The organism is Planococcus sp. MB-3u-03 (genome assembly GCF_002833405.1).
Taxonomy (GTDB): Bacteria; Bacillota; Bacilli; order Bacillales_A; family Planococcaceae; genus Planococcus.
In genome coordinates, this window is sequence record NZ_CP025135.1 from 2,133,879 (window position 1) to 2,154,127 (window position 20,249).

General features: G+C 49.0%; 15 protein-coding genes. 1 reads left to right on the top strand and 14 read right to left on the bottom strand.

Going from position 1 to position 20,249, the window contains the following annotated elements:
• Positions 1-30: 30 nt before the first annotated feature.
• From CW734_RS12035 to CW734_RS12075, 9 genes are all read right to left on the bottom strand, one after another.
• Entirely contained in the window at positions 31-1,380 is a 1,350-nt protein-coding gene (locus CW734_RS12035; protein WP_101190639.1) for a TrkH family potassium uptake protein, read from the bottom strand.
• 223 nt (positions 1,381-1,603) lie between these two features.
• Positions 1,604-2,953, bottom strand: a complete 1,350-nt coding sequence (locus CW734_RS12040; protein WP_145990586.1) for an anti-sigma-I factor RsgI family protein — start codon at positions 2,951-2,953, stop codon at positions 1,604-1,606.
• Positions 2,954-2,976: 23 nt separating this feature from the next.
• Complete coding sequence (gene sigI, locus CW734_RS12045) at positions 2,977-3,723, bottom strand: RNA polymerase sigma-I factor (RefSeq protein ID WP_101190641.1); 747 nt, start codon at positions 3,721-3,723, stop codon at positions 2,977-2,979.
• 191 nt (positions 3,724-3,914) lie between these two features.
• Positions 3,915-4,673 carry a TerC family protein gene (locus CW734_RS12050; protein WP_101190642.1) on the bottom strand — a complete coding sequence of 253 codons (759 nt, stop codon included), beginning with the start codon at positions 4,671-4,673 and terminating at the stop codon, positions 3,915-3,917.
• 217 nt (positions 4,674-4,890) lie between these two features.
• The gene (locus CW734_RS12055; protein ID WP_101190643.1) at positions 4,891-5,970 is read right to left on the bottom strand and encodes an SDR family oxidoreductase; all 1,080 of its coding nucleotides are present in this window, start codon (positions 5,968-5,970) and stop codon (positions 4,891-4,893) included.
• A 100-nt stretch (positions 5,971-6,070) separates the two neighbouring features.
• Positions 6,071-9,157, bottom strand: coding sequence for an efflux RND transporter permease subunit (locus CW734_RS12060; protein WP_101190644.1), 3,087 nt, complete (start codon positions 9,155-9,157; stop codon positions 6,071-6,073).
• 192 nt (positions 9,158-9,349) lie between these two features.
• Positions 9,350-10,918, bottom strand: coding sequence for a peptide chain release factor 3 (locus CW734_RS12065; protein ID WP_101190645.1), 1,569 nt, complete (start codon positions 10,916-10,918; stop codon positions 9,350-9,352).
• Positions 10,919-11,064: 146 nt separating this feature from the next.
• The gene (locus CW734_RS12070) at positions 11,065-12,528 is read right to left on the bottom strand and encodes a UDP-N-acetylmuramoyl-L-alanyl-D-glutamate--2,6-diaminopimelate ligase (protein ID WP_101190646.1); all 1,464 of its coding nucleotides are present in this window, start codon (positions 12,526-12,528) and stop codon (positions 11,065-11,067) included.
• A 17-nt stretch (positions 12,529-12,545) separates the two neighbouring features.
• Positions 12,546-13,595 carry a M42 family metallopeptidase gene (locus CW734_RS12075; protein ID WP_101190647.1) on the bottom strand — a complete coding sequence of 350 codons (1,050 nt, stop codon included), beginning with the start codon at positions 13,593-13,595 and terminating at the stop codon, positions 12,546-12,548.
• Positions 13,596-13,698: 103 nt separating this feature from the next.
• Here CW734_RS12075 and CW734_RS12080 point away from each other — a divergent pair, with 103 nt between their 5' ends.
• A complete protein-coding gene (locus tag CW734_RS12080; RefSeq protein WP_232787043.1) occupies positions 13,699-15,201 on the top strand; it encodes a PAS domain S-box protein in 1,503 nt (500 codons plus the stop codon).
• A 123-nt stretch (positions 15,202-15,324) separates the two neighbouring features.
• Here the strand turns inward: CW734_RS12080 and CW734_RS12085 are convergent, their stop codons facing one another.
• From CW734_RS12085 to CW734_RS12105, 5 genes are all read right to left on the bottom strand, one after another.
• Positions 15,325-15,828, bottom strand: a complete 504-nt coding sequence (locus CW734_RS12085) for a PepSY domain-containing protein (RefSeq protein WP_101190648.1) — start codon at positions 15,826-15,828, stop codon at positions 15,325-15,327.
• Between the two features lie 192 nt (positions 15,829-16,020).
• Complete coding sequence (locus CW734_RS12090; protein ID WP_180956214.1) at positions 16,021-16,737, bottom strand: PepSY domain-containing protein; 717 nt, start codon at positions 16,735-16,737, stop codon at positions 16,021-16,023.
• Between the two features lie 2 nt (positions 16,738-16,739).
• Entirely contained in the window at positions 16,740-18,110 is a 1,371-nt protein-coding gene (locus CW734_RS12095) for a sensor histidine kinase (protein WP_101190650.1), read from the bottom strand.
• On the bottom strand, positions 18,094-18,789 hold the full coding sequence (locus CW734_RS12100; protein WP_101190651.1) for a response regulator transcription factor: 696 nt from the start codon (positions 18,787-18,789) through the stop codon (positions 18,094-18,096). The genes CW734_RS12095 and CW734_RS12100 overlap by 17 nt, the downstream gene beginning before the upstream one ends.
• Before the next feature lie 66 nt (positions 18,790-18,855).
• The gene (locus CW734_RS12105; protein ID WP_101190652.1) at positions 18,856-20,244 is read right to left on the bottom strand and encodes an aldehyde dehydrogenase; all 1,389 of its coding nucleotides are present in this window, start codon (positions 20,242-20,244) and stop codon (positions 18,856-18,858) included.
• Positions 20,245-20,249: the final 5 nt, after the last annotated feature.

Genomic DNA, 20,249 nt, shown 5'->3' on the forward strand with positions numbered 1-20,249 from the left:
TTTGATGGCCGAATAGCACGTGCAGTCGACTTATCCGATGATGACGCGTTCTTTCGGATAATGGAATTTCGTCGGGTCTGTCTTGCCGCCGATGGTGAACAGGAAAGAAATCAAGCCGACTCGCCCGATGAACATCAGGACCATGACGATCACTTTCCCGATCGAGGATAATTCACTCGTCAGCCCGAGCGACATTCCGCACGTACCGAACGCTGACGTGATCTCAAAGAGGATTTCCACGATGGATGCATTTGGTTCAGTGATGATTAGCAGCATTGTCGCGACGATGACCATTGTGCCTGCAAGGAACAGGACCGCAAACGACCGGAACACATCAATCAATTCGATTTCACGATTGAAAATCTGGATCGTGTTCTTGCCTCTCGCGAAATTGATCAAAAATAGGATGGCAATCGCAAAGGTAGTCGTCCGGATACCGCCGCCTGCCGAACTTGGCGAGGCTCCGATGAACATGAGCGCACTCATGAATACATTGGTCGCGTCGCTGAATTGGGTGATATCGATGGTGACCAATCCGCCGGAGCGGGATGAGACTGAATGGAACAATGCCCCGAACAAAGTCTGATGCCATGACATCCCTTTAAACGCATTGACCGACTCCAAAATCAAGATGCCGACCGTACCGACAACCAAGAGCATGCCGAAGATGCTCGTCGTAATTTTGGTGAACAACGAGAACCGGAAATTCTTTGTCTCGTTAGACAGGAATTCCTTCAATTCGATCAATACCGGAAAACCGATCGCCCCGAGGATAATCAACAGCATATTGACGATTTGGACAAAATAGTCGTCGACATAAGGCTGCAGGGACGCTCCAGTGATATCGAATCCGCCGTTGGTCGTGGCCGTGACCGCGCCGAAAACGCCGTGCAATAAAGCTTCGCTGAAAGTATAGAAGTACTGCGTGAAATAAACGGTCAAAATAAGCGCGCCGATCGCTTCGATCAACAACAGGATCTTGACGATTTCAGTGATCAATTTAACGACGCCTGCCATGCTCGATTGGTTATGGTCGACCATGATCAATTGGCGCTCTCTCAGCCCGATCCGTTTGCCAAGCAGAATCCAGAAAAATGTCCCGATCGACATGATGCCGATGCCACCGAATTGCAGGATGACCATCAACACGATGATGCCAAACACCGATAATGTCTGCGACACATCTATGACGGTCAGGCCGGTGACGCTGACGGCGCTGACGGCAGTAAATAAAGTGTCGATATAGGTCATGCTTACCCCAGGCTGCAGGACTCCGGGAAGCCGCAGGAGCAAAAAGGAAAAAGCAATCGCCACGAAATAATACGCCACGATTGCCTGTGCAGGTGTAAGATTTCGGACACGTTGAAATGATTTGTTCATAGGCGTAAAATTCCCTTCCGCAACTGACTCTCTTCCCATTCTATGTAAAGTACAGTGAAAAGAAAAGGGCTTTTTTGTAAAGCACCATCCGCTGTAACTATTCCAATGGAAAAGAGCCTCTTTTCCTGCCTTTTTTTTAAATGCCACAGAATAAGCGCTTATTCCTCTAGTGTGCTCCGCTGAATGCGGAGCTGAAGGAATAAGCGCTATTCACGGAAAAGCATCATTGGTTCTTCTTATCTTGCTTGTCTTGCCCAACTTGCTTATCTTGCTTTTCAGCTTTCGGGTTTTTCTTTTCTTCGGCTTTGGGTGAACCCGAAGCATCCTTTTCCTTCGCAGAAGGTTTGGGCTGTACAGTTTTCAAGTCCTTCGGTTCCGCTGTTTTTGCCCCATTCGCTTTGGAAGAATTGCCGCTATTGTTGCTGTTGCTGTTGCTGTTGCTGTTGCTGTTGCTGTTGCTGTTGCTGTTGCTGTTGCTGTTAGAGTTGCTGTTGCTGTTCTTTTCTTTCGGCTTGTTATCGACTGCATTGCCTTTGCCTTTACTGTCTTTTGGCGGCTGTTCGGCTTTGTTGTTCCCGGAAGAAGGATTTTCTTTTTTCGGTTTTGGTTCAGCCTTTGAATTACCGGAGTCATTGCCTTTGCCAGCGTTCGGATTTTTCGGTTTAGCAGGTTCGGTCTTTTCTGGCTTTTTCGGTTGTTTTGGTGCTGCTGGAGCTTTTGGGGCAGTTTCTTTCGGTTTGCTGTCCGCTTTTTTTTCTGGGACAGGCTTTGCCTGAGTGTCCGACTTCTGCGTTTTTTCCGCTTTATTATTGCCTGAAGATGAAGGTTCATTTTTCGGTTTAGCCTTTGGAATAGCAGGGTCTTCCGCTTTGGAAGGAGCTTCCTGGCTATTTGGGGCTTGTTTTTCCTGTGCATCTTTATTTTGAGCAGGCTGCACATCCTTCTCTTGTTCCTGCGGCGATGTAAAGGTTCGGTCTTTTTCGATTAGCTTAGCGACAGGCACTTGCTGCTCTTTCGCCTCGCGCCATTGCTTTTTATTCGCTTCTTTCAGATGTACACGCAAGTTTATATTGCTGCCGGCAAACAATGCTGCCAAAGCAATCTGCTCCACATTGATCGTGGCATCGGTTTCCTCGTCTCCCAGCACTGTGGTAATCGTCACATGCTCCGTGTCTTCATCCACGGATAAAGCGAGCACATTTTCTAGAACCACTTCGAGTTCACGGTTCTCCCAGTCTGCCATTTTGGCAATCAATTGTTTTCCGTCTTCATTCAATTCCCTCAGGGAGATGACATGCCATTCATCGTTTACGCCGAGTTCGATGCCCGGGTTCGATTCGACTTGCACATACCCATACGCTTCTTCGGCGGGGAGCATCCATGTGGAAATCAACAAAAATAGCGCTGCGACCGACGCGATGAGTGGCATTGCAAACGGCTTGAAGCGGAGGTTCGAAGCCTTTACGGATTCGAAATATGCCTCTTCGCCCACTACTGTGCCTCCTGTCGGTCTGCCGGTTACAAAACTGCCATCTGCAAGCATGTAGACAGAACGGTCTCCATCAAGTTCCATACATATGCCTTTTTGCATTCGCATCAGTTCAACCGCTCCTTTAAATAATCTTTTAAGTAATGCAACTCGCTCATCATCAATAGCGACATTGCGATTATGTATTTCCGATTTCTCTCAATGGTTTTTCTCGAGACCTGGACAAGTTCCTCGATATGCTTGACCGGAAGTTTTTTCTTATCAAGCAAGAATTGTTTGTATTCATCCGTTTCCGCCACCAATTGAGCGATTTGGATTGCATTTCTCCTGGCATCTTCATGTGCAGGAGAAACTTTGGCGATCATTTGGAAAGATAAGCCGAACTCTGAGAGCATTTCCTCGAATTGGACAATCTCTTCACGCCGCTTGGTAATCTGCTCCTGTTCCGAATGGAAAGCCGATGATGCCCGGTCGCCGATATGGTTATGATGGTCTTCATTCGGCGAGGCTGTGAAATCGTGGCTGAATTCCAGCCGTTTGCTTTCCTTCCGGATATGGTCGATTACCCTCCGCCTGATGACCATATGCGCGAAAGTCAAAAATGAAGCATCATGTCCCGGACGGTACTGGCGTATCGCTTCGTGAAATGCCAAGAGTGCAATGCTGAATTCATCCTGATTATCATCGATGAATCGTTTGCATACTTGTGCGGCGGTTTTTTTCACGAACGGGATATGTGAGGAAATCAATTGTTCTTCGGCGTCTTCATCACCTTGTTGTGCGAGCTTCACTAATGTTTCAGCGGGCATTTCCGCTCCATATCCAAACAAACCGCCCAAAGCAGTCAATAGCATGCAACTCACCCCATTTCAATTCCTATTTCTCTATTGTAGCTTTCAGTCCAGGAATTTGGAAGATTGAGGCGGCCCTGCTGAGTATTACATTCGTGTTACAGTGAGTGTTTGTGTCCGTCCATTTGATGATTGCATAAAAATAGCCTTGCGGAGAAATGCTCCGCAAGGCTATTCGACTATTGTTAATTCACTTAAGCGTTTTGTTCTTTATTCTTTTTAATGCCCGTAAACACTCCGGTCAAGACGATGCCTAAAAGCACAAGCCAGAATGTGATCGTCCACGGCGTCGAATGCGGAAAATCATGCGGCAGGACACCCAATTTTTCGTGGGATAAAGTCAAAACGACCAATTTGACCCCTACCCAACCGACCACGACAAATGCTGCTGTTTCAAGCTGCGGATACTTTTCCAACAGCCGGACGAATTTATGCGCAGCGAAACGCATGATGATCACACCGATCAACCCGCCAGCCAGCATCACGCCAAACTGGCCGCCATTGATGCCGCCGATGTCGAAATCGCCGAGATGCGGCAATGTCACCGCGAGCGCAACGGCCGCGAGCATCGAATCGATGGCAAAAGCGATATCTGCCAGCTCCACTTTCAATACGGTCATCCAGAAACCGGATCCTTTTGTCGTTTCCGGTTCTATTGTATGTTCTTTGCCTTTGCGCTGGTCATAGATGTGCTTAACCGCGATAAACAGCAGATAGGCGGCTCCAAGTGCCTGGATCTGCCAAATGTTCACCAGGAACGTAATCATGAACAAAGCGGCGAAACGGAAGATAAAAGCGCCTGCCAAACCATAGAACAAGGCTTTCTTCTGCTGGGGCTTCGGCAAATGCTTGACCATGACAGCCATGACCACCGCATTATCTGCTGCAAGCAAACCTTCCAGCCCGATAAGCACAAGCAGCACCCATGCGTATTCCAATAAGATAGTATCCATAATTTCCCTCCTGATTTTGCCCGACAAAAAAGACCCATGCCTAATAAAAGGCAAAGGTCTTGCTAAGCGTCGTAATATGCCGCTATCACAACCGATGGCCAGAAGCCACGTCTTGACGACTGTGAAATAGGTTTCCCTATAGCTACTCCCCTTTGTCGAGAGTTTGTATTATTGGTCTGTAGATGTATTATAGCACTTGTGCCGGAACTGTAAACAATTAGGCAATCGTCACGTGGTATTTCTGTTCTACCTTATGTTCGTTATAGTACGCCACCATTGCCGGCATCGTTTCCAGAAAGTCTGCTGGCCGGATGTCGCTTCCTGCCAATAAAGATTGGGCGTTTTGCGTATCGAATTGCGCTGGCCAGTCCATATAATCCAAAGTCTCGGCTTCAACGCCGAGATATTTGCGGATCGCCGGCACCTTCATCGATAGCGCCGCAAGTTTTTTCGGGATCCTGCCTTTAGGATACTTTCCGGTCATTTCATGGACCATTGCCCGGTATACTTCTTCTACTGGATGGGGATTGGGGTCGGTCAAATGGACGGTTGCCGACTCGGCTTGTTCGAGCCCGCTCAAATAAACGGAAGCTTCCAGGATATAATCGACCGGTACGACATTGATGGTTGAATGTGAACGCCCGATATACGGAATGGCAGGCAAATGCTTCATCCGGTCAATCATATTCAAAAAGAAATACGGGCCATCAAATTTAGAGGTCTCGCCACTTGCTGAATGGCCCCTGACAATTCCTGGACGGATGATGGTCGTCGGTACTTGCTGTTTTACTTGTTGGACGAGCAATTCCGCTTCGAACTTCGTTTCTTCGTAATGGTTCTTGAATGCCTGTGGACGGATAAGTTCGTCTTCGAGCAATAAACCTTCTCTTTTGCCTGCTACATACGCCGTACTGAAATACATATAGCGCTCCAGCTGATCAAGTGTTTTGACCAAATCGTTGACGTTTTGTGTGCCTAGGATGTTGACTTTTTTCGCAATATCCTCCGGCACCGCCAAATCATAGATCGCCGCCAAATGCCATAAGACAAGCTTGTGTTTTCCAAGCCAGGACCGGTCTTCCCGTGAAAGCGCCAAGCCTTCTGCCGTGATATCTCCCGGCAGCAACCGGATCGGCACGCTGCCTGTCTTTTCCTCAATACTGATTGCCTGCTTTTGCGCTTTTTCCATTTCACTGGGCAGAACAATTGCCGCCAAACCCCAACCTTTCTGGGCACATGATTCCATCAAACGTGTTGCGATAAATCCGGGAAACCCGGTAAACACCATCATCTTCATCCACTCACACCCCTTTTCTGTATTCTACTAAAAAATGGATAGCTGCGCCCATAAAACTAATGCAAAAAAATCCTGTGCAGAATCATCTGCACAGGATTTGTTATTCCTCGGTTTTTGCTTGTTTTCTCTTCTTGCTGTTCATGAACCGTGTTTCCCGGTCAAATAAACTGTAGACGACTGGCACGACATATAAAGATAAGAAAGTCGAACTGATCAGTCCGCCGATGACAGCAATCCCCATCGGCTGGTTGATTTCCGTTCCTTCACCGATGCCAATGGCTAACGGCAAGAGGCCTAGGATCGTCGTCAGGGCTGTCATCAGGATCGGCCTTCTCCGGTCATGGACTGCCGTTACAATCGCATCAAAGGAACCTAATCCATCCGCTTTGCGCTGATTGATATAATCGACGAGCACAATCCCGTTATTGACGACAATCCCGACGAGCACCAGCACGCCGATGACAGCAGTAATGCTGATCGGTGTCTGTGTCACAAATAGCGCGATAGAAACACCGATGACCATCAATGGCACCGTGAACATGATGACCAATGGGTATTTGAACGATTCAAACTGTGCTGCCATAACGATGTAGACGAGAACAATCGCCAATACGACTGCGAGCAGCATATCATCGATCGCATCATCGAACAGCTCTCGGTCTCCTCCGAACGAGACTTCCGTCTGTTCCGACAAATCAAGATCCGCTATAGCTGTGTCGACAGCAGTCGACATATCGCCCAAAGTTTGGTCGGATGGATATTGCAGTGTAAAGGATACACTTTCCGCTTGGTCGACGCGGCTGATCGAAACAGGCCCTTGTGCGACTTCGATGTCCGCCAGTTCCTGCAGTTCGACGAATGCACCGGACGGCGTGCGAAGCGTCAACTCACGCAAGCTGTCTACGCTGTTTCGCTGTTGTTCGTCATAGGAGACGAACACGCTGAGTACTTCATCCTGTTCGTCGATGACTTGTGTCGCAAGCACGCCACGCGTAATGTTATTGACCGTCTGAGCAATTTGTGCGGGTGCCAGATTATTTTCAGTCGCCGCTTCCCGGTCGATCGTCAGTTGGATTTCATCGATTGTCTCCTGGCGGTCATTGGTCAATTCGACCACATTCTGCAGACTCGACAATTCTTCATCGATTGCAGCTACGGCTTCATCTAAGCGCTGCTTGTCCGTATCAGTCACGGTAAAGCTTAATGTGTTCGGTGTAGAGCCGGCAGCTGTCTGGAGATTAAAGCTGACGAGTGCATCGTCGCCGATTTTCTCCAGTACTTGCGGCTGTACATCATCCACAAATTCGAAAACCGAACGATCACGTTTATCCAGCGACAATAATTTCACGTAAATTTCTGCCGTATTGGATTCCGCACTGCCTTGTGCCTGTCCTTGTTGAGTCGTGCCGATTAAGCTGACATACACATCAACATCTTCTTCAGCCTTCAGCTCTTCTTCGATGCTCTGGACCACTTCATTGGTCGCGGCCGTAGAAGAACCATTTTCAAGTTCAACAGTTACGCTGACAAAGCCCTCATCCGTCGCCGGCAGGAACTCAGTGCCCACTTGGGAAACGCCGAATGCGCCGATTCCGAGGAATACGAGTGCTGTCACAAGCACCAAAATTCGGTGGCGCAGGGCCCATAGCACACTCTTCTCAAAGCGCTGCACGCCTTTTGAATCCGCCCTCACCGGTTTTGGTTTGCCGTCTTTTTGGCCGAGCATCCTTGAAGCCATCATCGGGATAACGGTCAGGGCGACAGCGAGCGAAGCGATCAAGCTGAACGAAATCGTCAACGCGAATTCGAAGAAAATTTCCCCAATCAATCCGGAGATGAAAATGACAGGCACGAATACGGCAATGGTCGTCAAGGTCGAAGCGGTAATCGCCCCAGCTACTTCACGAGAACCATCGGATGCCGCTTTTTTCGGTTTTTTACCCATCGCCAAATGCCGTTCGATGTTTTCGATGACGACAATGGCATTATCGACGAGCATCCCGATGCCAAGCGCCAAAGCACCGAGCGTCAAGATATTCAAAGCGAAATCGGCAAAGAACATCAATACGAAGGTCACGATCACTGAATAAGGGATCGCTACGCCGATGATGATCGGGCTCTTGATCCCGCGAAGGAAGAAGAACAACACCAGCATTGCAAAAATACCACCAAGAATTAAGGTCTGCCCGATATTATTGATCGCCAGTTTCACGTAATCTCCCTGGTCGAATAGGATATCGGCTTCTACTGCCGAAAAGCGCTCTTCGGCAAGCAATTCATCAAGGCGCTCCTGGAAGGCAGTCGAGACGTCTGCTGTATTGCCTCCAGACTCCTGAAGCACCGACAGCAAAACGGCAGGTTCTTCATTGGCACGGGTTTCGCTATTGGTCTCCCGTTCTGTCACCGCTACTTCAGCGACGTCAGCCACGGTCACATTGTCGCCAGACATCGGGTCGACCGTGACGATCAGGTCTTCAATGTCGTCCACACTTTCCAACGTGCTGACGATGCGCGTCGTTAAATTGCGCCCGTCTTCCGTTTCAATCGGGTCTCCCGGCAAGGATATATTGTTCGCTTGGATCAGCTGGACGATATCCGCCTGCTGTAAGCCACGCTCTTCCAATTCTGCCGGGTCCAGCTGGATCGAAATATCTTCGATCAATGAGCCCGAAACATTTACGCTCGCCACGCCATCCGTCTGGCGCAGCTGTGTTTCCAATTCCTCTGCAATGACCCGGACGTCCTGCTGTGCATCAGTCGCCCGCAAGGACAATTGAATGATCGGGAATTGCGAAGGGTCGAACTTCAAAAAACGAGGGTCGTTCGAGTCGTCAGGAATCGGCGTCTGGTCGATTCGCTGCGTGACTTCCGCCTGGACATCATCAATATCCGTATCCCATCCGAACTCCAGCAGGATGAAGTTCGATCCTTCCTGGCTGTTCGACTGAATTGATTCGATTCCCGGCAATGTCGCCAAGCTTTCTTCCAGCGGTTTTGTCACTTTTTCGTTCACTTCCGTCGGGCTTGCCCCTGGATAGTTTGTGACTACAACGCCAATCGGCGGATTCAATTCTGGAATCAAGGTGACAGGTATGCGGAGAAATGACACTGCCCCTAAAATGATGACCAACAGCATCGTGACAATAGTCAGTACTGGTCGTTTGATGGAAAAATCGCTTAATTTCATCTGTTCAATCCCTCTCTATGCCTGGTCCCTTTATCATAAGAAAAAATACCTTATACCGCAAACTTGAGGCCGTGTGTTCACAAGAACGCCATGTTTTTCCTGTTCCATGGAAAGCATGCGAATATTGGCAAGTTATTCGTTAAACGAAAAAACAGCCTGCCGTAAAAGGCAAGCTGTTGAAGATTCCGCTTATTAAAGCAAGCTGTACAGGCGGATTTCAGGGTTCTTATCCTGGAACCAACGCGTTGCAAAATCATTTTCGAACAAGAATACCAAATTGTCGTAGCGGTCTTTGACCAGCATCGAGCGGCCGCTCGACATCGACTCTTTGACGTCTTCTTCGTTCTCGATCCAGCGTGCAATTTTATTGCCGACTGGCTCCATTCTTACATCGACATTGTATTCGTTTTTCATCCGATGCTCGAATACCTCAAACTGAAGCTGGCCAACCGCACCGAGAATGACTTCTTCGAGATGCAGCGTTTTATAATATTGGATCGCGCCTTCTTGCACCAACTGCAGAATCCCTTTATGGAAATGCTTTTGCTTCATGACGTTTTTCGCCGTGACTTTCATGAACAATTCCGGGGTGAATTGAGGCAAGGCTTCAAATTCGAATTTCTTGCCGCTCGTAATGGTATCGCCGATCTGGTAATTTCCGACATCGTGCAGGCCGATAATATCGCCGGCGACGGCTTCGGATACCATTTCCCGGTCATCCGCCAAGAATTGCGTCGTTTGGGACAGCTTGAACGATTTACCGGTTCTCGACAGGGTGACGTTCATGCCGCGGTCGAATTTCCCTGAGACGATCCGGACGAAAGCGATGCGGTCGCGGTGCGCCGGGTTCATATTGGCTTGGATCTTGAAGACGAATCCGGAAAACGGCGTTTCTACCGGGTCCACGATATCTTCTTCTGTCGTCAAGCGAGGCTGCGGCTGCGGCGCAAATTGCAGGTAAGTCTCCAGGAAAGTTTCCACTCCGAAATTGGCCAGTGCGGATCCGAAGAAGACCGGCGTCAATTCCCCTTTTTTCACGCGATCGATGGAAAAGTCGTTTCCTGCTTCTTCCAATAACTCGATATCTTCAAGTGCTTGTGTATAATAAGAAGTTTTTGTCATTTCATGTTCACCGGCAAGGTGCCCGTTTTCATCGAGTTCCATGAAACGGCCGTCTTCAGAGCGGAATGGTTCGATGCGCTTATTATAGCGATCGTAAATTCCCATGAATTCTTTCCCCATGCCGATTGGCCAGTTCATTGCGTAGGACTGGATGCCGAGCACTTCTTCCAACTCTTCCATCAACTCAAGCGGCTCTTTTCCTTGACGGTCCATTTTGTTGATGAACGTGAAGATAGGAATGCCACGCATTTTACAGACTTTGAATAATTTCACGGTCTGTGCTTCGATCCCTTTGGCGACATCGATGATCATGACGGCACTGTCGACCGCCATCAGCGTCCGGTACGTGTCTTCACTGAAATCTTGGTGCCCAGGGGTATCGAGAATGTTGACGCGGTGCCCTGAGTAATCGAATTGCATAACGGACGATGTAACGGAAATACCACGCTGCTTTTCGATCTCCATCCAGTCGGAAGTGGCGAACTTGCCGGTCTTTTTCCCTTTGACCGTCCCGGCATCGCGAATTGCGCCGCCGAACAACAAGAGTTTCTCGGTCAAGGTCGTTTTCCCGGCATCCGGGTGGGAGATGATGGCGAAGGTTCTTCTGCTTTCAATTGCTTGTTGTAATTGGTCTGACATTGTATACGCTCCTTTAATTTCCTCTCTCTATCTTAGAGAAGGGACGTGCAAAAAACAAGAACTATCGCCTGAAGTTGCGGAAAGCGACACCGGCAAAAACGCAAAAATGAACGGAGAAAAATGCTTCGATTTTTCTCCGTTCCATTTTATGATCCGAATTTACGCTGGGCTTCCTGTTCTGCTATTTCTTTATCGCTATGCGGATATTTCGTATTTTCGATAATCTGGTAATCTTCATGCCCTTTGCCGGCCAAAATGATGATATCGCCTGCTTGCGCTTGCTGCACTGCGTGGCGCACCGCTTGTTCACGGTCCCCGATGCACGCATATTGGTCATGCTGCATGCCGGCTGCCAAATCATTTAAAATGCTGCCATACGGTTCATAGCGAGGATCGTCTGTCGTCAACACGACGTAATCTGCGACCGAAGCTTTTTCTGCCATGATTGGCCGCTTCGTCTTATCGCGGTTGCCTCCCGTACCGACTAAGAAAATAAGACGGCCGGTCTTGAAATCCTCAACAGCGGCAATGGCTTTCTCAATCGCATCCGGTGTATGTGCATAATCGATGAAGACCGATACCGGGGCATCGATTTCCGCTTTTTGCATGCGGCCTTCGACTGGCGAAATGGCTTCGAGTGCTGCAATCACCTGTTCAATCGGATAGCCTTCTGCAGACAATGCGGCAATAGCCGCCAGTGCATTGTAGACGTTGAAATGGCCAAGCAATTTCATCTCAACCGAAAATTCACCATGCGGGCATAATAATGTAAAGGACGTCCCTTTCGCTTCCAAGCGGATGTCAGCGGCACGGAACATCGCTTCATTTTCCAAACCGTAGGTAAAGACGGGAAAAGGCGTCATGGCTGCAAACTTCTCTGACCATTCATCGTCTGCATTCAGCACCGCCCGCTTGTTCTGCGTCAAATCCTGTCCAAGCTGTGAAAACAGCAGCCCTTTGGCGTGTCCATATTCCTCCATCGTTCCATGGAAATCCAGGTGGTCATGCGTCAAGTTCGTGAAAATTGCGGTATCGAACTCGACACCGGCCAAGCGGCCCAAGACGAGCCCGTGGGAAGAAACTTCCATCGTCATATGGGAACTGCCCGCCTCTAAAGCGCGGCTGATCATTTGCTGGGTGGTCAATGCATCGCTCGTCGTATTCGCCGACGGGTGCAATTCCCCGTTTAAATTAAAGCCGATCGTTCCGGTTAAAGCCGAGGTTTTGCCAAGCTCCATGAGCATCGCGTGCAGCATGCCCGCAACGCTTGTCTTTCCGTTCGTCCCCGTCACGCCGATCATATTCAACTTCTTGGAAGGGTGCCCGTAAAAACGAGCTGCCAAAATGCCGAGCGCACGGCTCGTATCGGCTACCGTGACGACAACTGCCCCTTCTATAGCCAGCGGTTTTTCCGCCAATATGACCGATGCGCCCTGGTTTACCGCTTGTTCGGCGAAATCATGCCCGTCGACTGTATAGCCTTTAATGCAGACAAAAAGAGAGCCTTGGACAATTTCCCTGGAATCCATTGTCATATGGGAAATGGATTGAGGCAATTCTCCTTTTATGGATGAAATTGGAATATTAAAAAATAGTTGCTTGCTGTCCATCTGAAATCCTCCTAGTATTATGACCCGAGCGGTGAATTGATATACGCATGAAGAAGCGCTGCCGTCGCTTTCAATGAATCGGTATGCGTTCGCTCGTACGCATGGGACGCTTCGATTCCAGGGCCGAACAAGGCGTGTTTCACATCTGCCCCTGCCCCGATTGCTGCAGAAGCATCGGATCCATAATACGGATAAATATCCACTTTGTAATCGATGTCCTGTTCTTTCGCCAATGCGATCAATTGGCGTGTCAGCCCATAGTGGTAAGGCCCGCTTGAATCTTTTGCGCAAATGGAGACCGTGAATTCATCGGAAGCCTGCCCGTCTCCAATCGCCCCCATATCGACAGCAATGTATTCCTCTGTCTCCACCGGAATATTGGAATTGCCGCCATAGCCGATTTCTTCATTATTGGAGATATAGAAATGGGTCGTCTGCGGCAAGGATTCGCCGTTTGCCGCCTGCTTCGCCAATTCCAGCAAAAGTGCCGTACTCGCCTTATCATCCAAATGGCGTGATTTGATAAATCCGCTTTCCGTTTTCGTGAAGCGCGGGTCGAATGAGACGAAATCGCCCACTTCGATGCCCTGATTGCGGACATCCTCTGCGGAATTGCATTTGATATCCAAGCGCACTTCCATATTGTCGGCCGAGCGTTCCGCTGTACCGGAATCACGATACACATGGACAGTCGTCTGATGAAGCAGGATCGTGCCGGTGATCGTTTCGCCGCTGGCTGAATGGATCAGGCAATTCTCGCCTTCGATGGCATTGAATTTGAATCCGCCGACAAGCGATAGCTTTAAGCGCCCCGATGGTTTGATTTCTTTCACCATCGCACCGAGCGTATCGACATGTGCCGTGAGCAAGCGGTGGCGCTTGTCGTCCTGTCCTTTGATCGTGGCAATGACGCCGCCTTTATTGCTGATTATGTATGGAATAGTTGCCTGGTCAAAAAAATCCGTGACGAAATCCATCACTTGCATCGTGTAGCCGGAGGGGCTTGGAATGTTCACCAGTTTCTCCAAGGTGCTGATCGTTTCTTGTTCTTTCCAGTTAAAAGCCAATCTAATCACTCCCTGATTTTTTAATCATATCAAAAACTGCCATTTTCGCACAGTCCCGACTATAGTAAGATGAGTAAGACTCTTAGCATGATGAGGTGCAATTATGGAACGCTCACTGACAACCCGCAAGCGCAATCAATTATTTATCCATCTGTTCGGCTTTGGCAGCCTTGCCCATTTGGTGCTCAATTATTTCGTCGACTTCAACGCTTCCATTATAGCGCCGATCTTCGGCATGCTCGCCTACTCGGTACTCTTCACTCTACTATATACGAAATTACCCCCTTCACGGTTGCGTTTTGCCATATTGTTTGCGTTAAATGCCTATATTTTAATTCTGCAATTCGAATCGCTGTCATTTGTCACGGCCATTTACTTCATCATACCGATCGTTGCGGCTTCCCTTTACAACGATACACGGTCCATCATCGCACTCTCGCTCCTGACCATCATCGAAGTGGCCCTTCTGACATTTGTCTTCGGCCGCTTTCAAACGAGCGGTTCATTGGAGTATATCCATGTGTCGATGCTGATGTTTTTCGGCCTGGTAATGCTGCTGACGATTTTGCATAGCTTTTATTTCAGCAATTATTGGCGACAACTGGAATTGCGCAATGCATCGATGGAAAAAGCGCTCACTTCAAAAGAAGGCTATCTGGACTTGTTCTTCCAAGCCGCAAAAGACGCGATCGCCGTATTTGATTTTGAAGGGCGCATCATTGCGATCAACCCCGCTTTTGTCCAATTATACGGCTGGACTGCAGAAGAATGCCTGGGAAAAGTACTTGCGCTTTATCCGCCGGAACACGCGGAAGCGGCGGAATTGCGAGCCGAAAAAGTGCGGCAAGGCGAAAGTTTCACGCTCGAAACGGACGATGTCAAAAAAGATGGCACCCGTTTCCCGGCACAAATCACGCTGTCACCGATTTTCGATTCACAAGGACAGGTCATCGCGACGTCTGTTATTTCCCGAGACATCAGCTACCGGAAGGAAACAGAACGGATGCTGTTGCAAACGGAAAAACTGAAAATGGCGGGTGAAATTGCCGCCGGGGTGGCACATGAAATCCGCAACCCGATGACAGTCATTTCAGGTTTTGTCCAAATGATGCATAACGACCCGAACCACCGCTACCCGAGCTATACATCATTGATGCAATCGGAACTCGACCGCATCAATTTGATCATCAGCGAGTTCCTGATCCTTGCAAAACCGCAAGCGCCTCAAAAGAAACAACTCGATATCGGGAAAATTCTCGATGAATGCATTTTCCTGTTCGGGCCGGAATTCGTGCTCCATGATATTTCAGTCAAAACGGAAGTCTCAGGCCCTTATAATGCGGAAGGCGAAGAACATCACTTAAAACAAGTGTTCATTAACTTATTGAAGAACGCAATTGAAGCTATGGAAGACGGCGGCACCTTGAGAATAACTGCCATTCGCGATGCAGCGAAGCTGAAGATCCATTTCAAAGACGACGGTCCCGGCATCCCGCCTCAACTGGCGGAACGTGTATTCGAACCATTCTATACGACGAAAGCTACAGGAACCGGCCTCGGCTTATTGATTTCCCAAAAATCACACAAGAACATGGCGGCAGCTTAGCGATCGACAACACGGAAGAACGAGGCGCATGCGTCATCGTCACTTTGCCACTATTGCCGGAACAATGAAAACCTAAAAACCTCCCGCCTGATTTTTAGGGCGGGAGGTTTTTTGGTTCTTATATCAATCATCATCGTCGTCATTGTCGTCGTCTTCGTCTTCGTCATCGTCATCGTCGTTATCGTAGCGGCTATCATCATCATCATCATCATCGTTGTCGTCATCGGCTTCTACCGACACCACAGTCCCATCCGCAGCATCCACAATGACATCGTAATCGGTTTTTCCATCTTCAAGCTCTACTTCGTAATACACCCAGCCGTCATCATCCTCACGCTCTACCTCTTCCACTTTTCCTGGAGCTGCGCTTTGTGCTGCTTCGATCGCTTGCTGTTTTCCGATGAACGCCTGGCCATTTGTTCCGGCTTGTTCTTTGGCGCTAGCTTCTGCTGGCGCAGCGTCATCTGCCGATTGCCTATTAGAGCGATCATCTGAATCCTCGAATAGCTGTTCACCTTGGACATTTTGCGTCTTCAACTTCGCTCCTGTGTCGTCTGTATCTGCAAGAACAGTCCCGCCGAATGCCAAAATTCCTGCCGCTGCTGAAACATAGATTAATTTTTTCATCTTAATCTCCTCCTGTTCTGTTGTTACTTTGAATATAACCACCAAAGCTTAAGCTGCGCTTAGACCAAGATGAGAAATTCATGAGAACAGGCGGATTCAGCACAATCTATTCAAAAAACCGTTTTCAGCTCCAATCATAACTGATTTGCCATCAGCTCCGACTGCATGAAAACGGTTTTCATTCAATTTTTCTCAATCATCCCATTCCACTGTCATCGTCTCTCCCCGAATCGCGTGGATTTGGATGGTCGCTTCCCGATCGGATGCGTCGTCATCCATTTCAACCAAATAATAACCGCCGTCCGTTGTCTGGGCAAATTCGACTTCATCGACCGTCCCGTTCAAGGTCTCACGTGCGATAGCGACTGCCGCATCCTGGCTGATGATGCGTTCCGGTTCTTGTTCTGCAGGCGTTGAATCCGGTTCAGGCTCGGATGGGGGTTCCAGCGATTCTGTTTGGACATCCAGCACTTCCCCGGACTCTGCAGAAATGGCCAGGATTTTCCGTTCCGTTTCGCTATGGATTTCCACTTCGTACCGATTTCCATTTTCCATATATTGGATTTCTTTTATTTCTCCTGGCTCTGCTGCTGAGGCTGCTTCGCTTGCTTGCTCTTCAGAAAGCACTTTTGCAGGACCAGTTTTCTCCAGTAATTCAAGCGATTCAACCTGTCCATCGGAACGGTTGATGGCTGCTAAATACGTTCCATCGTCTCGCTTGAATTCGATCTGGTAAAACCCTTCTGTTTCAGTTGCATTTTCAATCGCACCGCCGTAAAGCTGTTCAATCGATTGTGCCGCTTCATCCATCGTTACGGAATCGGCAGCCGTTCTCGGAAACAGGAAAAAGGCCAGCGCCGCGATGGAAAATACGGTGATGACTATTCCGATAGCCCACCATTTTCGCATGATCATCCCTCCTGCCCTGATTGTAACTGCCCAACATTAAAATTCCCTGAGAAAACGATCGTTACCGTCGTTCCCAATTGTTCAATGCTGTCGATCTCGAGTTGAAGGTGAAGCGAATCAGCCAATTCCTTGGCGAGTGAGAGGCCAAGCCCAAATCCGCCTGTCTCGCGGCTTCTCGCTTTGTCGACGCGGTAAAAGCGTTCAAACACATGAGGCAGGGATTCTTTCGGGATGCCGACGCCATAATCACGGATTTTGATATATACCGCACCGTCCGTCCCCGCCTCCATATCAACGCTGGCTTCGCTATACTTGCGGGCATTGTCCAGGAGAATATAAAGCAATTGCTTGAGTTGCTGGACGTCGGTTTCGACAATCAGCGACTGCTGCGCCTGCAATCGAAATTCTCTGTCATAGGAAGCGTTCATTGCCGTCATGACTTGGCGGAGAACTGGTTGTAAATCAGTTTTTTGCCAATCCATTTGGGCTTGGCTGCGCCGTGCGATATGCAATAATTGTTCTATCAGCTGGCGCATTCGTTCCGTTTCGTTGCGTATGGCCGTCAAGGCTTCTTCCTGTAGCGCTGGGTCTTGCGAACCCCTGCGCTGCAATAAATCAGCATAGCTTGAAATGACCGTCAGCGGCGTTTTCAGTTCATGGGAGGCATTGGAAACGAATTCTTCCTGTTTGCGGTAGTTTTCTTCCAATAAACCGATCATCTCGTTAAAAGTGACGCCCATTTGGCTCAATTCATCCCGTGACTCTCCCGCTATGGGCAGCTTCTCAAAAGATCCGTCGCGCTGGATGCGGCGCATCGTCCCAGTAAGTCCCTCGATCGGGCGGGTCAACACGCGCCCAAGCAATGCACTCGATAGGAAAATCGGGATCATCGAGAGCAGCGTGACGGAGATGAGCACGAGCCGCAACGTCGCGAGGTTTGCCGTCACTTCCCTGAGCGACTGGGCAACGATCAATTCCACTACTTCACCGCCTGGCCAGATGACCGGTGCCGTTACGTATGCAAATTGCTCGCCTTCAACGGCCATTCTTCCCGAAGCGCCTTTGACATCATTTGGAAACTCTACATTGACAGATGGATCCTGGATAATTGTATTCAGCAAGCCGCTGCTTCCATTTTTCTCTTTAATCAAGCCATCGACCGGCACGTAGGCGCGCAAAATATTATCCGGCAATTCTTCATTATTATTGGCATTGAACTTCGCGACCATCACTTCCACTTCAGCTTCTAGCCGTTCGACTTCCGTTTCGTACGCCAGGCTGCTGAAGGAATAGTAAATGACGACTGCTAAAATCAGCAGCACGAAGAACATCAACAAAGTCGAGGACAAATGAATTTTATGCTTGAGCTTCATGCGGCTGCTCCTTTAAGACATACCCGACGCCACGCACGGTCTGCAGGTAAGTGGCATCTTCGCCGAAATCGATCTTTTTGCGCAAATAACGGATATAGACATCGATGACATTCGTATCGCCGTAATAATCATAGCCCCACACCGCATTCAGCAATTGTTCACGGCCGAGCACTTGCTTCGGATGGCGCATCAGATACAATAGCAAATCGAATTCACGAGGCGTCAATTCGATCTGCCGCCCCGCTCTTACGACTTCCCGTGTGCTTTCATTAAGCGTGAGCTCTTCAAAACGGTGCAAATTTTCATCAGCTGGATTTTTCACCCTTAAGTTGGCGCGGATTCTGGCAAGCAGCTCCTCGATTTCAAACGGTTTCGTTACATAGTCATTGGCACCCAGGTCAAGCCCCGCCACTTTATCTTTGACATCGTTTTTAGCGGTCAGCAAAATGACCGGCAACTTAGCATCAGATGCACGGATCCGTTTCAGGACATCGAGGCCGTGGATTTCCGGCAGCATTAAATCGAGCAGCACCAAATCCCATTCCTGTTCCCTGAAATGGATCAGGGCTTCGGAACCGGTCAAAGCGACCCCCGTATCATAGCCTTCGAATTTCAGTTCCAGTTCCAAGACGCGGGCGATGCTTTTTTCATCTTCCACAATCAATATGCGCTGCGTCATCTGCGCACCCCCTTTTTCTTAATCATAGCAGGTTCAAAAAGAAAAAAGCGACCTAAAGGCCGCTTTCTACTTCAATACTGTCCGGATCCATTTCGCCCGGTTTTTATAAGGGGGATACGTCAGATTGGTCGATAGTTTCGTTGACTTCTTGACGATCGATTTGGCATGTGTAAAAGTTTCAAAGCTTGCTTTGCCATGATAGGAATTCATTCCGGACGGGCCCACTCCACCGAATGGCAAGTAATGGCTGCCGACATGCGAGACGGTATCGTTGATGCAGCCGCCGCCGAATGGCAATTGGTCCAGGAAGAATCGGACAGCCCGGTCGTTCTCTGAGAACAAATAAGCAGCAAGCGGCTTCGGCAAGCGCCGGATGTCCCGCAACAATTGCGGCAAATCGTTGTAAGTGATGATCGGCAAGACCGGCCCGAACAATTCATCTTCCATCGATGGGCTGTCCCAGTGTATGCCATCGAGCAAGGTAGGCTCGATATAGCGGTCGGCGCGGTCAAAGTCGCCGCCGTAAACAATATGGCTTCGTTCCTTATTCAGGATTTCCGTCAGCCGGTCGTGATGTTTTTCATTGACGATGCGGCCATAATCGGGACTGTCTTGTGCATTGTCGCCGTAAAATTTGCGGATTGTCTGGATAAAGATTTTCATGAAGTCTTCTTTCACGGACTCATGGATACAAAGATAATCCGGCGCTACGCAAGTTTGTCCAGTATTCATGAATTTCCCCCAGGCAATACGTTTTGCCGCAAGCTCCAGGTTAGCGGTCTGGTCGACGATTGCCGGGCTTTTGCCGCCGAGCTCCAAGGTAATCGGGGTAAGCCGCTCGGATGCGGCTTTCATGACCACTTTCCCGACCGGCACGCTGCCGGTGAAAAAAATATAATCAAATGATGCATGGATCAATGCGGTTACTTCCTCGCGCTCCCCTTCGACCACTTTCACGTAATGGGGTTGAAAGCTATCCTCTAAGACCTTTCGGATCATACGTGCCACGTTCGGCGTTGCCTCAGAAGGCTTGACAACAGCACAATTGCCTGATGCCAAGGCGCCGATAAGCGGTTCCATCGCTAACTGGAACGGATAATTAAATGGGCCGATGACTAGTACCGATCCATAGGGTTCACGGATGATGAAGCTTTTTGCTGGCTGCAGGTGGATCGGCGTTTTAACTTGTTCAGGCTTCATCCAATCTTCAAGATGCTTCGTCATATGGCCGATGCTATCGAGCACGAAGCCCACTTCCGTGGCATATCCTTCAAACTCGCTTTTTCCAAGGTCCAATTGCAAAGCCTCGATAATATCGTCTTCATGCGCTTGGATTGCTGCCTTTAGACGTTGCAGCTGCGCAATGCGGAAATCCGCCGATTTGGTCACGCCTGTAAAATAATAGCCACGCTGGTCGGCTATCATATCTTCTACCTCATTGGCTGTAAAATTCACTATTA

Bases quoted from the DNA above. Each gene is read 5' to 3' on its own strand.
- CW734_RS12070 (WP_101190646.1), bottom strand. From the start codon at position 12,528: ATGGACAGCAAGCAACTATTTTTTAATATTCCAATTTCATCCATAAAA.
- sigI (WP_101190641.1), bottom strand. From the start codon at position 3,723: ATGCTATTGACTGCTTTGGGCGGTTTGTTTGGATATGGAGCGGAAATG.
- CW734_RS12095 (WP_101190650.1), bottom strand. From the start codon at position 18,110: ATGAAGCTCAAGCATAAAATTCATTTGTCCTCGACTTTGTTGATGTTC.
- CW734_RS12035 (WP_101190639.1), bottom strand. From the start codon at position 1,380: ATGAACAAATCATTTCAACGTGTCCGAAATCTTACACCTGCACAGGCA.
- CW734_RS12100 (WP_101190651.1), bottom strand. From the start codon at position 18,789: ATGACGCAGCGCATATTGATTGTGGAAGATGAAAAAAGCATCGCCCGC.
- CW734_RS12040 (WP_145990586.1), bottom strand. From the start codon at position 2,953: ATGGAACTTGATGGAGACCGTTCTGTCTACATGCTTGCAGATGGCAGT.
- CW734_RS12055 (WP_101190643.1), bottom strand. From the start codon at position 5,970: ATGAAGATGATGGTGTTTACCGGGTTTCCCGGATTTATCGCAACACGT.
- CW734_RS12060 (WP_101190644.1), bottom strand. From the start codon at position 9,157: ATGAAATTAAGCGATTTTTCCATCAAACGACCAGTACTGACTATTGTC.
- CW734_RS12065 (WP_101190645.1), bottom strand. From the start codon at position 10,918: ATGTCAGACCAATTACAACAAGCAATTGAAAGCAGAAGAACCTTCGCC.
- CW734_RS12080 (WP_232787043.1), top strand. From the start codon at position 13,699: ATGGAACGCTCACTGACAACCCGCAAGCGCAATCAATTATTTATCCAT.
- CW734_RS12090 (WP_180956214.1), bottom strand. From the start codon at position 16,737: ATGCGAAAATGGTGGGCTATCGGAATAGTCATCACCGTATTTTCCATC.
- CW734_RS12050 (WP_101190642.1), bottom strand. From the start codon at position 4,673: ATGGATACTATCTTATTGGAATACGCATGGGTGCTGCTTGTGCTTATC.
- CW734_RS12085 (WP_101190648.1), bottom strand. From the start codon at position 15,828: ATGAAAAAATTAATCTATGTTTCAGCAGCGGCAGGAATTTTGGCATTC.